At 68.6% G+C, this 11,469-nt stretch carries 18 protein-coding genes; 4 read left to right on the top strand and 14 right to left on the bottom strand.

From position 1 onward, the window contains the following. Positions 1–9: 9 nt before the first annotated feature. The 13 genes from IQ782_RS02540 to IQ782_RS29620 form a co-directional block, all read right to left on the bottom strand. Entirely contained in the window at positions 10–672 is a 663-nt protein-coding gene (locus tag IQ782_RS02540) for a phage tail tape measure protein (RefSeq protein WP_194133019.1), read from the bottom strand. Beyond that, positions 669–869, bottom strand: a complete 201-nt coding sequence (locus IQ782_RS02535; RefSeq protein ID WP_194133018.1) for a rcc01693 family protein — start codon at positions 867–869, stop codon at positions 669–671. Before IQ782_RS02535 ends, IQ782_RS02540 begins: the two co-directional genes overlap by 4 nt. Next, on the bottom strand, positions 866–1,189 hold the full coding sequence (locus IQ782_RS02530; protein ID WP_194133017.1) for a gene transfer agent family protein: 324 nt from the start codon (positions 1,187–1,189) through the stop codon (positions 866–868). The genes IQ782_RS02535 and IQ782_RS02530 overlap by 4 nt, the downstream gene beginning before the upstream one ends. After that, a complete protein-coding gene (locus IQ782_RS02525) occupies positions 1,190–1,612 on the bottom strand; it encodes a phage major tail protein, TP901-1 family (protein WP_194133016.1) in 423 nt (140 codons plus the stop codon). Positions 1,613–1,637: 25 nt separating this feature from the next. Continuing rightward, positions 1,638–2,045, bottom strand: a complete 408-nt coding sequence (locus tag IQ782_RS02520; RefSeq protein WP_194133015.1) for a DUF3168 domain-containing protein — start codon at positions 2,043–2,045, stop codon at positions 1,638–1,640. Further along, positions 2,042–2,380: a head-tail adaptor protein gene (locus tag IQ782_RS02515; protein ID WP_194133014.1), complete on the bottom strand. Its 339-nt coding sequence runs from the start codon at positions 2,378–2,380 to the stop codon at positions 2,042–2,044. Before IQ782_RS02515 ends, IQ782_RS02520 begins: the two co-directional genes overlap by 4 nt. Beyond that, positions 2,377–2,970 carry a head-tail connector protein gene (locus IQ782_RS02510; RefSeq protein WP_194133013.1) on the bottom strand — a complete coding sequence of 198 codons (594 nt, stop codon included), beginning with the start codon at positions 2,968–2,970 and terminating at the stop codon, positions 2,377–2,379. Before IQ782_RS02510 ends, IQ782_RS02515 begins: the two co-directional genes overlap by 4 nt. 70 nt (positions 2,971–3,040) lie before the next feature. Further along, on the bottom strand, positions 3,041–4,225 hold the full coding sequence (locus IQ782_RS02505) for a phage major capsid protein (protein WP_194133012.1): 1,185 nt from the start codon (positions 4,223–4,225) through the stop codon (positions 3,041–3,043). Positions 4,226–4,253: 28 nt separating this feature from the next. After that, positions 4,254–4,808, bottom strand: a complete 555-nt coding sequence (locus IQ782_RS02500; protein WP_194133011.1) for an HK97 family phage prohead protease — start codon at positions 4,806–4,808, stop codon at positions 4,254–4,256. Between the two features lie 26 nt (positions 4,809–4,834). Further along, positions 4,835–5,086 (bottom strand): GTA head formation protein, RCAP_rcc01685 family, encoded by a 252-nt coding sequence (locus tag IQ782_RS02495; protein WP_338092535.1) that lies wholly within the window; start codon positions 5,084–5,086, stop codon positions 4,835–4,837. Further along, a complete protein-coding gene (locus IQ782_RS02490) occupies positions 5,079–6,269 on the bottom strand; it encodes a phage portal protein (RefSeq protein ID WP_194133010.1) in 1,191 nt (396 codons plus the stop codon). The genes IQ782_RS02495 and IQ782_RS02490 overlap by 8 nt, the downstream gene beginning before the upstream one ends. 305 nt (positions 6,270–6,574) lie before the next feature. After that, complete coding sequence (locus tag IQ782_RS02485) at positions 6,575–7,879, bottom strand: DNA-packaging protein (RefSeq protein ID WP_338092534.1); 1,305 nt, start codon at positions 7,877–7,879, stop codon at positions 6,575–6,577. Continuing rightward, positions 7,857–8,198 carry a hypothetical protein gene (locus tag IQ782_RS29620; protein ID WP_240989028.1) on the bottom strand — a complete coding sequence of 114 codons (342 nt, stop codon included), beginning with the start codon at positions 8,196–8,198 and terminating at the stop codon, positions 7,857–7,859. The genes IQ782_RS02485 and IQ782_RS29620 overlap by 23 nt, the downstream gene beginning before the upstream one ends. A gap of 344 nt (positions 8,199–8,542) precedes the next feature. Here IQ782_RS29620 and IQ782_RS02480 point away from each other — a divergent pair, with 344 nt between their 5' ends. The 4 genes from IQ782_RS02480 (at position 8,543) to IQ782_RS02465 (ending at position 10,812) form a co-directional block, all read left to right on the top strand. Then, positions 8,543–9,730, top strand: a complete 1,188-nt coding sequence (locus IQ782_RS02480) for a pyridoxal phosphate-dependent aminotransferase (protein ID WP_194133008.1) — start codon at positions 8,543–8,545, stop codon at positions 9,728–9,730. 4 nt (positions 9,731–9,734) lie between these two features. After that, on the top strand, positions 9,735–10,085 hold the full coding sequence (locus tag IQ782_RS02475; RefSeq protein ID WP_194133007.1) for a TfoX/Sxy family DNA transformation protein: 351 nt from the start codon (positions 9,735–9,737) through the stop codon (positions 10,083–10,085). A gap of 119 nt (positions 10,086–10,204) precedes the next feature. Then, on the top strand, positions 10,205–10,384 hold the full coding sequence (locus tag IQ782_RS02470) for a YqaE/Pmp3 family membrane protein (RefSeq protein ID WP_092422166.1): 180 nt from the start codon (positions 10,205–10,207) through the stop codon (positions 10,382–10,384). A 77-nt stretch (positions 10,385–10,461) separates the two neighbouring features. Next, positions 10,462–10,812, top strand: coding sequence for a DUF4112 domain-containing protein (locus IQ782_RS02465; RefSeq protein WP_194133006.1), 351 nt, complete (start codon positions 10,462–10,464; stop codon positions 10,810–10,812). Positions 10,813–10,887: 75 nt separating this feature from the next. Here the strand turns inward: IQ782_RS02465 and ndk are convergent, their stop codons facing one another. Further along, positions 10,888–11,310: a nucleoside-diphosphate kinase gene (ndk, locus tag IQ782_RS02460; RefSeq protein ID WP_194133005.1), complete on the bottom strand. Its 423-nt coding sequence runs from the start codon at positions 11,308–11,310 to the stop codon at positions 10,888–10,890. Positions 11,311–11,469 lie beyond the last annotated feature (159 nt).

Here is an 11,469-nt window from a genome sequence, read left to right as displayed (position 1 = left end):
CTTGGCACCTCAGCGGTTGCGTGCGCCCTGGCTCAACGCCCGGCTCATCTGCGCGGCGATCTGCGACCGGCTGCGCTGGAAGCCCTGAAGGTCGGGCGTTTGGATGTTCATCACCACGCTGACCGGCGCCCGCCCCGCCGAAGCACGGACCCCAAGTCGACCGTCCGCCCCGCGCGAAAGCGGCAGGATTGCCTCCGGCCCGGCCTCGCCCATCAGCCCGGTGCCGCCGCGCATGGGAAAGCGGACCGGCGCGCTGACCACGCCGCCGCTGGCAAAGGGCACGACCCGTCCCTGCGCAAAGGCACCTCCTTGCGCGAAGGGTGAAAACGCCCCGAAAAGCTGCGTCATTCCTGCCGTGAGCGCGCCGCCTAGCTGGTCGGTCACCGGCCTTACGGCGGCGCGATAGGCGCTGTCGATGACCCCGCGCGCCACCCGCTCCAGCGCCTCAGAGGCACGCATCCCGTCGAACACGACGCCATCGAAAGCCCTTGCCAGGCCCCTGCTGAGCGTGCCTTCGAGTTTCGAGACCCCGCGCCCGGTGTCCGAGAAGGTCTGGTGGATGCGCTTCAACTCGGCATCGAACCCGGAGACCATGGCGGCCGCGCCGCCAAGCCCGCCTTCGAGCTCCTGAAGCGCGCGCTCCAGGTCGTCGAACCCGTCTGTCTCGATCATCTGCGTTCTCCTGCAGTCGCGTCCGGGAAGGCCGCGATCAACTCCTCAAGCCGTGCCCGCCCCATCGGACGCGCGCCGCTTTCCTCACCCAGCATCAGTCGCAGTTCGGCCGGGGTGAGCAGCCAGAACTCCTCTGGGCGCAGCCCGAGTCCACACAGGCCCGTGCGCAGCAATGCGGGCCAGTCAAAGCCGGTCATCTCGCATCCCCCGGCAAGGCGAAGGCACGCGCCAGCAACTCCGCCGCTGCCCGCGCCGCCGCGACCGGTCCGCCGGCGATCTCCGCGCTCACCAAATCCGCCGCCGAGCCCCGCCATCCGCCGCCCCGGAGCCCCGCCACGATCAGCGCCAGCACGTCGCGGCTGGAACAGGCCCCGCCCTCGAAGCGGTGCACCAGATCGACAAGCGAGCCCTCGTCCAGCGTCGCTTCAAGCTCGGCAAGCGCGCCGAGCGTCAGCCGCATGAGCCGCCGCTCGCCGTCCAGCACCAGTTCCACCTCGCCGCGCCAGGGATTCACCATTTACGCCCCCGGCGCCGGCACGAAGCTCAGGGCCCCGGCCGAGGCGAGTGCGATCTCGTAGGTCGCCTCGCCGTCATGGCTGCCCGCGTAGTCGATCGAGGTCAGCTGGAACGGGCCCTCGACCGTTCCGAAATCGGGGATGATCACCTGGAAGTCAGGGGTCTCGCCGTCGAAGAATATCTGCCGCGCCCGTTCGTCCGTGCTTGCGTCCCGGAACACGCCCGAGCCCGAAAGGTTGGCCGATTTCACGCCGGCTCCCGCGAGCAGTTCTCGCCAGCCGCCGGTGCTTTCAAGCGAGGTGACATCGACGGTTTCGGCGTTGAAGCTGACCCGCGTGGCGCGCAGCCCCGCCAGGGTCTCGAATTGCCCGTCGCCCGTAAGGTCTAGCTTGATCAGAAGGTCCTTGCCGTTTTGCGCACCCATGATGCGTCCTCCTTGCTGTGTCGCCTCACGCGTCTTCGACGCGCGCGCGGAATGTCATGTCGATGCGGCGCAGCCCGCCGCTCTCCCGTCGCGCCGCGGCGCGGCGGAAACGCAGGCTCACCAAGCGACCGCGGCTCAGCCCGAGGTCGGCCTCGTGCAGCAGGTCTGACACCGCGGCGGCCACAGCCTTGGCCGCCGAGAAGCCCGACGCCCCGGTCACGACGGCGACAGTCAGGTCGTGCCAGGCCCCCGAAGCCGTTCCGTCCGAGGCCGCGCGCACCTGCTCGGCCCCCAGGGTGACGTATAGCTCCGGCAAGGTTCCCGAAGGTGGCGCGTCGTAGATCGCCCCTCCCACCAACCCCGCCAGCGTCGCATCATCCTTGAGAATCCCGTAGATGGCCGCCTGAAGTGCTCCGGACACCGCGTAGCTCATGACGCCACCTCCTCCTGCGCCTCGCAGGCCAGGTATCGCCCGGATACATCCCGCTCACTGACCGTCAGGATATCGAAGACCCGCTCCCCCAAGCGGAAGCGTTGACCCGGCACCGGACGGCTCGAAGCCCCTACGGGCGCACCGCGCACAGTGATGCGGTAGCGCCCGCGCGCCACCGGCCCGGCCTCGCCCTGCACTTCTCGCCCCGAGCGTGGACTCAGCTCCGCCCAGAGCGTGCCCAGCACCTGCCAGCCCGCTTCGAAGCCGCCGGTGCCGTCGGGCACCTCCCATGGAGTTTCGAGAACCAGATTCTGCGTCAGCCGGACCGTCTTCATGCCGAGAACCCCAGCCGGAGCGGGCGGTAGCGGGCGATTAGCGCGCTGACACCGAAGGGCATGCAGCCCTGGCTCAAGGCGGTCTCGTCCCGATACTCGTAGTAATGCGCCGCCAGCAGCAGCACCGCCTGCCCCAGGTCCGGCGGCGACCCGTCGAACTCCTCGGCGTAGCCCGCGCTGAACCTTATCTCGGCCGACCCTCCGGTCGGAATCTCTGGCAGCGTGCCGCGCTGGGGACGCAGCATGGGCGTGATCGCATCGCGTTCCAGCCGGTAGCGCTCTGCGGGCACGTCCTGCGACACGCCATAACGGTCCACGACCGTCATCTGCGTCACGCTGACCACGGGCGCGAGTGGAAAGACCGCCCCCTCGTCGTCGCGCCAGCGGTTCTGTGTCCACAGAAAGCCGCGCGTCAGCAACGCCTTGCCGGTGCGCGCCTCGATCGCCGCGAGCGCCGCACGCAAGAACGAATGCAGAACATCATCCTGCAATCCGTCCTCGGCGAAGCCGCTGCCCATGCGCAGCTGACGCTTCAGCGCCGCGACTGGCAGGATCGCGTCCGGCACCTGGGTTTCTTCGATCACCATCATGAAGGTCTCTCCGCTTGTCGCTGCGGCTGCACGGCGGCGGACATCGTGCCCGCCGCCTTCATTCACCTGCTCAGCTGGTGGCGCAGCGCAGCAGCTTGATTGCAGCGAAATCGCTGACATCCCCGCCAACGCGCTTGGTGGCATAGAACAGCACATGCGGCTTGGCGCTGAACGGATCACGCAGCACACGCAGGTCCGGACGTTCGGCGATGGTGTAGCCCGCGCCAAAGTCGCCGAAAGCGATGGGATATGCGTCAGCGGCAATATCCGGCATGTCCTCGGCGATCAGCACCGGGTAGCCCAGCAGCCGCGCCGGCTGGCCCGCCGCCAGCCCGTCCGACCACAGGTGCCGCCCGTCCGCGTCCTTGAGCTTGCGAAGCGACCCCGCGGTCTTCGAATTCATCACGAAGCAGCCCTTGGCCCGGTACTCGGCGCCCAGCGCGTAGACCAGATCGATGATCGCATCGCCGTCGCCGATCCCGGCCACCGCCCCCGAGGGCACGTAGCCGAGGTTGCCCCACTCCCAAAGCGCATTGTCGATCATGTCGTGCGACAGGATGCCCATCGGCTTGTCGATGCCGTCGCCGGTGATGAAGGCCGCGGCCTCTGCGCGCGCGAAACGGTCCGCGATGCGCCCCGCCAGCCAGGCCTCGAGATCGAAGGCGACATCGTCCAGCAGCCGCTGCGAGGCCTTGGGCATGGCCGAAAGCTCGTGCAGCTTGATCTGGATGCGGTCGATGGTCGGCGTTTCGCTCTCGCCGGTCTCGGCCACCTCGTCGGCCCAGCCCGCGCCGGTGTCGCCCTGGTCAACGAGCACGTCGTAGGACGCAGCCTCGACGGTCACCACGGCGGCGACAGCCCGGATCGAGGCGCCGCTCTCGAGCACCGAGCGCACCGATTCCGATGTCGCCGGGTCGACCAGATAGCCGCCATCCGCAGCGACGGTCGTCGAGAGCGCCTTGCCCTCAAGCACCAGCCCGCGCAGCCCGTCGTCGTCTCCTGTGCGCAGATAGGCGTTGAACGCCTTGCGATGCGGCAGGTCCAGTTCGGCCATGGTGCCCAGCGCCGGGCGTGCCGCGGCAAGCGAAGTCTTCGTGTCCAGCATGGTCAATCGCTCTTCGTATGTGTCCAGTTTCGCATGAAGGTCGGCCCGCATGGCCCTGATGTCCGCAGTCAGCCCCGCCATCGCGGCGCCCACTCGGGCGACCGGGGACAAGTCCTCCCCGGTCCGAGAGAGACTCTCGGTTGTGCTCATCAGCTCGGTCCCGTGTTGAAGGCGCGCGTCAGTCGCCCGCCAGATCGAGGCGCGCGGCATCAATGGCCAGCGCCAGTTCACGCAGCATGTCCGGCTCGGGGCTTTCTCCCTTCGCCGCCACCCGCGCACTGGGAAGCATCGGAAAGGTGACAAGCGACACCTCCCAGAGTTCCAGTTCCCTGAGAAGCCTGCGCCCCTCGCGATCCTTCACCGCCGCAACGGTCCGATACCCGATGGAGAGCCCGTCAATGGCCCCCGCGGCGATGAGAGCCGCCGCCTCGCGGCCCCTTGCCACCGTCTCCAGCAGCCGCCCCTTGACCCGCAGGCCGCGCGCGTCTTCGGACACCTCGTCCCAGATTCCGATGGGTTGTGCGGGATCATGTTGCCAGAGCATCCGCACCGCGCGCCCCTCGGCGGCGAGCCGTTTGAGCGAGGCGGCATAGGCCCCCGGCATCACGATATCTCCCCCCTGATCGGGATTGCCGAACAACAAGGCATAGCCCTCGATCCGTGTTCCCTCCGCGAGGGTGGCCTCGGCGGTGATTTCCCCGCCCAGGCGGCAGAACTTATGTTCGAGTTCCATCGGCAGCTCCCTTCGCTGTCACCCCGTCATGGGGTCATGGTGATCAGCCCCTGCAACGCCTGTGCCAGCAGCCCTGCCGCGACGCCGTAAACCGCCAGCCACAGACGCCTTTCCAGCCGTTCAAGCACCACTTCCAGCCGCGCGAGCCGATCCTCGAGCGCGGAGGTCTGCAAGGCGCTCAGCCGTTCGTGCGCCTCGAGCCTCAGCGCCGGGGCGCAGGCGAAGGGCTCATAGGCCAGCCCGCGCGCATGATCACTCCCGGAGCCACGCTCAATCACCCGTTCCCTCCTCGGCCAGCGGCGGCAGTCCCAGCATCCGCCGTTTCTCGGGTGTGGTCAGAAAGGCCGCTTCCGAGACCCTGCGCCAATGCATCTCGCGTTCGGCAGAGAGCGCCGGCACCAAATCCAGGTCGGGCATCAGCTCCACCTCCTCGCCGGTGAACCCGGCCAGCCATCTGCCCAGCGCCGCGCTCACCCGCTGCGCCAGCGGCAGGACGGTCAGCCGGTAGAAGGCACGGTTGGCCTCCTGGTAGTTTGCGTAGGTGGCATCGCCGGGGATCCCCAGCAACATCGGCGGCACGCCGAAGGCTATGGCAATCTCCCGTGCCGCCGCCTCCTTGGTCTGGCGGAACTCCATATCCGAGGGCGAGAACCCCATGGGCTTCCAGTCCAGGCCGCCTTCCAGCAGCATTGGCCGCCCGGCGTTGCGCGCGCCCTGGTGCAGGCTCTCCATCTCCGAGACCAGACGCTCGTATTGGTCCTGCGCCATGGCACCCTGGCCGTCGCCACCGCTCCAGACGATCGCCCCCGAGGGCCGCGCGGCATTGTCGAGCAGCCCCTTGGACCACCGCGAGGCGCTGTTGTGAACGTCCACCGCCTGCGCGGCGGGTTGCAACGGCGAGAGCCCGTAGTGATCGTCCTGCGGATGGAAACTCTTCACGTGGCAGATTGGTGCCGGCTCTGTGCGCACGTCGTAGCGATGGCTGCGCCCGTCCACCTGGTAGTCATAGGCAACCGGCCATCCGTCCCCGCCCGGCACCAGCCGCATGCGTTCCGAGCGCAGCACGTGCAGCTCGGCCGGCACCTCCCCTGCACCGCCCACCGCCTCGAGATAGCCATCTCCCGACAGCAGCAGCTGGCCATAGAGCGCCTCAAGCAGTTCCGCCTTGCCCTGCATCGGGTTCGGCGCGGCGATGCGGCGCAGGATCGGATGTGCCGCATAGCGCATCTCGGCATCCTGCAACACCAGGGGCAGTGCCGCGGCGGCCTCGGCGATCAGCTTTACCGCGCGAAAGCCCACGGGGTTGCCCGAGAAACCCTGCCGTGTGAGCGAGCCGGTATCGCGCGGCGACCAGGCCACGCGACCGGACGCCTGGACGGCAATCAGCCTGCCCGCGGCCGACGCCTTGGTCTCGGGGCGCTCTTCCGCCCCGCTTCCCCGCCGCAGAAAGTCGAACACCATGTCCCGCTCCTCGCTGGTCTCCGGTCCGAGGCCGTCACGGCCCCGGTTCGCGTTGAGAGAGAAATTAGACCTGTCCTGTTAACCATTCGCTCCCACGCCGCGCGCCGGTCCCGCAACACCCGTCCGGAGCCCCCTGACGCGACCTGCGCCCTCCCACAGGCGGGACACAGAGCGGCAGGATCGCGCCATGCGTATTTTCAAAGAGAAGAAGCAAAGGGAGCCTGCAGAGCCTTCTTCTCTTTGCAAATACGCTTGGGGGGTAGGCCGCAGGCCGAGGGGGGCAGCGCCCCCCTCCTTCGCCGCCGCTACAGCACCCGCAGCCGAGGCCGGCGCCAGCTCTCCGACGGCCCGGTGACAAGCTCGGTCAGTGCCCAGACCAGCGCATCCACCCGGTCGGGCGAGCCCTGCCCCTGAAATCCAGCCCCGGTCATCAATCCCATCTGCTCCTCCAGCAAGTGGAACCGCCGGGCATGGCCGATGCGCCCCTGCTCGTAAAGCGCCGCCACCGGCTCGGCGCGCAGCACCTTGCCGCGCGTGGCGGTGACCTTGCGCAGCGGCACCGAAGGCGCCACCTGCCGCAGCACCGCCTCGACCATGGCGCCCCCCTGGTTCACCTCCGCGACGATCCGGTCAGCCTGCCAGCGCTCGTAGGCCTCGACCGTCGCACGTGCCCAGCCTGTGGGGCCCATGCCCTGCACCGAGGCATCCTCCAGCACGAAGGCCTCCCAGCCCTGCGGCGGGCCGTCACACAGCACCCCGCAGACCACGATGCCGCAGGCGTCCGACCCAGCGCCATCCCCCGCAGGCGGGTCCACAGCGACCACGATACGATCGAACCGCCCCGGCATCTCGCGCAGCCGCGCGCGCTCAAGCACCTCCTGCGTCCAGAGCGTGCCGTCCACGTCCGAGACCATCTCGCCGTCCAGTTCCTGCCGCGCCAGCCGCGTGGCCCCGTAGCGCGCCCGGACCTCATCGAGGAAGCTGGCCGCGAGGTTGGCCCGGTTCGCCTCGGTCGGGGCCCGCGTCACCACGGTGCTCTGCAGCTCCAGCAGCTCCTTCAGCACGGCGATGTTGCGCGGGGTCGTCGTCACGCAGGCGCGCGGCTGATCGCCAAGACGCAGCGCGAATTGCAGCATGTCCCAGGTCTCGCGCGCCTTGCGCCACTTGCCCAGTTCGTCGGCCCAGGCCGCATCGAACTGCGGCCCGCGCAGCGCCTCGGGGTCATGGGCGGAAAACACCATCGCCTCGGCCCCGTTCGGCCAGGTGAGGCAGCGCCGCGTGGCGCTCCAGTCCGGCCTCCGGTCGGGTGGCGAACAGGCCAGGATGCCGCTGTCACCGAACACCATCACCTCGCGCGCCTGGTCGAGCGTCTCTCCCACCAGCGCCACGCGCTTGCAGCGGCCCTGCGAGAGCGGCAGCGCGCCCTCCACCATGGCGCGCACCCATTCCGCCCCGGCCCGGGTCTTGCCCGCGCCGCGCCCGCCCATGATCACCCAGCTGCGCCAGTTCCCTTCGGGCGGCAGCTGGTGCTCCAACGCCCAGAACTCGAACAGAAAGGGGAGCGCCAGGCGCTCCCCCTCCGACAGTTCATTCAGGAAGCTCTCCTGCACCGCAGCACCGGCGGAGGCGAGCCATGCGGCAGCCGACCTCAACCCGTGCGCGCTCGAGATCGAGCGCCCAGTCTCCGGCAATTCCCTTCTGCTTGCGTCTGACATGTCTGATCTGTGCCTCCGTTTCATGGGCGACCTTCAGCCAGTAGCGCAGGTCCGCCGCTGCCTTGGAGGTCTCGGGTTTGTCCAGGGTTCCGTCTTCGTCGAAGCGGTCGCGCAGGCGCCGCATGTCGTTGCCGAGATGCCGCAGCATGTCGGCCAGCTGCTCCCGCTCTTCTTCAAGACGGGTCAGCTCTTCTTCGAGATGGATGAGGATCATCGCTCGATACCTTTCTTGCCTGTATGGTCTTGCCTGTAGAGAGTGCCTCGCAGGCGGCCGCGCCGATCTGAACGCCGACGTCGGGACGCATGCGTGCGGAACGAAAAAGCGGCCGCCGGGGTCACCCCGGGGCCGCCTGCCCATTTCGTCCAGCATCAGGAAAAGCTACCCGGAACCGTCCGCAAAGTCAAGATTACCCGCCCGAACGTACGAAGGTAAACATCTGTTTATATTCAATAATAAACCGCTTCAGCTCCGCGCGCTGCCGCCTTTGCACCCGCACTCTTGCCGCCCCTCCGGAGCTCTGGCACAACGCTCCCAACACACATCTCGCGGAGCCCGCCATGCCGACCCTGTCCAGCCGCATCACCTCCCTCAACGCCGGTGGCGGAGACGGCTGGGAGATTTTCTACAAGGCCCGCGCCCTGCGCGCCGCCGGTGTGCCGGTGACCGAGCTGACCATCGGCGAGCCGGACGAGCGCACCGATCCGGCGATCCTCTCCGAGATGCACCGCGCCGCCACGGCGGGCCACACCGGCTATGCCATCGTGCCCGGCATCCCGGCGCTGCGCGACGCCATCGCCGCGCGCGTGACCGAGCGCACCGGCGTCGCCACCAGCCGCGACAACGTGCTGGTGACCCCGGGCGGGCAATCTGCGCTCTTTGCCGCCCATATGGCCGCCTGCAACCCCGGCGACGCCGCGCTGATGATCGAGCCGCATTACGTCACCTACCCCGGCACAATCCGCGCCGCCGGGGCGATCCCGCACAGCATCGAGACCCGCCCGGAGCACCGCTTCTTCCCGGATGCCGCCGAGGTCCGCCGCAAGGCGCGCGAGACCGGCGCCTCGGCGCTGCTGGTCAACTCGCCCAACAACCCGACCGGCGCGATCTATCCGCGCGCCACGCTGGAGGGCCTCGCCGGGGCCGCCCGCGACGAGGATTTCTGGCTGATCTCCGACGAGGTCTACGACACGCAGATCTGGGAGGGCGAACACCTCAGCCCCCGCGCGCTGCCCGGCATGGAGGGGCGCACCATGGTGATCGGCTCGCTGTCGAAAAGCCACGCGATGACCGGCAGCCGCATCGGCTGGCTGATCGCCCCCGAACCCGCCATTGCGGCGCTGATCGATCTGGCCACCAACACCACCTATGGCGTGCCCGGCTACATCCAGGACGCGGCGCTCTACGCGCTCACCGCGGATCCGGCGCTTGAGCCGCGCGTCGCCGAGCCCTTCCGCCGCCGCCGCGCCTTGGCGCAGGACATCCTCGCCCGGCAAAGCGCGGTGGGCCTCCTGCCCTCGGGCGGGGCGATGTACCTCTTCCTCGACATCCGCGCGACCGGCCTTTCGGGCATCGACTTCGCGGACGCGCTGCTCGACACCCACCGTATCGCGGTGATGCCGGGCGAAAGCTTCGGCCCCTCCGCCACCGGGTTCCTGCGCGTCGCACTGACCATCCCCGACGACAGGTTCGCCGAGGCCCTCGCCACCCTCACCGGCTTTGCCGCCACGCTCTCCAGGGCCGCCTGACCCCATGTCCGGCACGCCGATCTCCAGCATCCGCAATCTCGGACCCGCGGTGGAAGCGGCCTGCAGGCGCGCGGGGATCGAGGACGCTGAAACCCTGCGCGCGCTCGGCGCCGACGAGACCTACCGCCGCCTTCTGGCCCATGGCACCAAGCCGCATTTCATCGGCTTCTACGTGCTGCACATGGCGCTGCAGGGCCGCCCGTGGAACGACGCACGGGGCAAGGAGAAAGAAGAACTCCGGGCCCGGTTCGACGCGCTGGTCGCCGAGCGGAAAAGCGACGCTCCGCTGGCGGGGATCGAGGCGATCCTCGACGAGATCGGCGTGATCGACCCGCTGCGTCGCCCGCGCAAATAGGTCAATTTTTCAACGCCGTGACAACGCTCTAAACGTCACGCCTCGGACCCCAAGGGAACTCCGGGCCCGGTCTCCGAGTTGGTTCGCCAACGCATCATTCACCCCAATGGGAGACCGACATGGACCTGATCCGCATCATCCTCGCCATCCTCCTGCCGCCGCTCGGCGTGTTCCTGCAGGTGGGTCTGGGCAAGCACTTCTGGATCAACATCCTGCTGACCATCCTCGGCTACATTCCGGGCATCGTGCACGCGGTCTGGGTAATCGCCCGCACCGGCCCGAGCCGCCAGCACGCGTGATCGCCATGAGCGCACAGCCTCACACCCTGCACCCGGACTTCCAGCGGCTCGAGAGGATCGACCGCTAGGCCCGCCGCATGGACCGCGCCTACCGCATCCCCTTCACCGGGATCCGCTTCGGTTGGGACGCAATGTTCGGGCTCGTGCCGGGCATTGGCGATACGCTGGCTCTCGCCCCTGCGCTGTGGATCGTGAAGGAGGCCCATGGCATGGGCGCGCCCAAGGTGTTGCTCGGCCAGATGGGTGCGAACCTCGCGACCGACTGGGTCGCGGGCCTCATCCCGCTGGTCGGTGATGTCTTCGACATCGGCTTCCGGGCCAATACGCGCAACGCGGCCCTGCTGCGGCGCTGGCTCGAAAGCCGTCAGGCGACGCCGGGCAGCGCCCCCGCGGTGACCCCGGACCGGCCGATCGACGCCGCGGCCTGAACACCCACACCGAACGCCGTACAAAAAAGGGCGCCCCGCGGGGCGCCCTTCGTTCGACCTTGGCGAGCCTCAGGCTCAGCCGACGAGCTCGAGGCCCGAGAAGAAGTAGGCGATCTCTTCCGCGGCGGTTTCCGGCGCGTCCGAGCCGTGCACCGAGTTCTCGCCGACCGACTCGGCGAACTCTGCGCGGATGGTGCCGGCAGCGGCGTCTGCCGGGTTGGTGGCGCCCATCACTTCGCGGTTCTTGGCAATCGCGCCTTCGCCTTCGAGCACCTGCACGACAACCGGCTCGGACGCCATGAAGTCGCACAGCTCGCCGTAGAACGGACGCTCTGCGTGCACCTTGTAGAACTCGCCGGCCTGCGCCGGGGTCAGCTGGATGCGCTTCTGCGCGACGATGCGCAGACCAGCTTCTTCGAACTTGGCGTTGATCTTGCCGGTCAGGTTGCGGCGGGTTGCGTCGGGCTTGATGATCGACAGGGTGCGTTCGACGGCCATTTTGGTCTCTCCAATGTCATAAGGCCGGGCGGTGGCCCGGCCGGTATTCTCTCGACGGGGCGTTACCATGGGGTTGAGGAATTGGGAAGACCCCGAGCGCCCTTCGTGCCTTTTCCCTAGGCAAAAAGGGGGCTCCGCCCTCTCTTGGCCAAAGGCCAA

Source organism: Salipiger mangrovisoli, assembly GCF_015223355.1.
GTDB lineage: Bacteria > Pseudomonadota > Alphaproteobacteria > Rhodobacterales > Rhodobacteraceae > Salipiger > Salipiger mangrovisoli.
The sequence above is the reverse complement of the archived record's forward strand: the minus strand, read 5'-3'. Positions and strand labels throughout refer to the sequence as shown.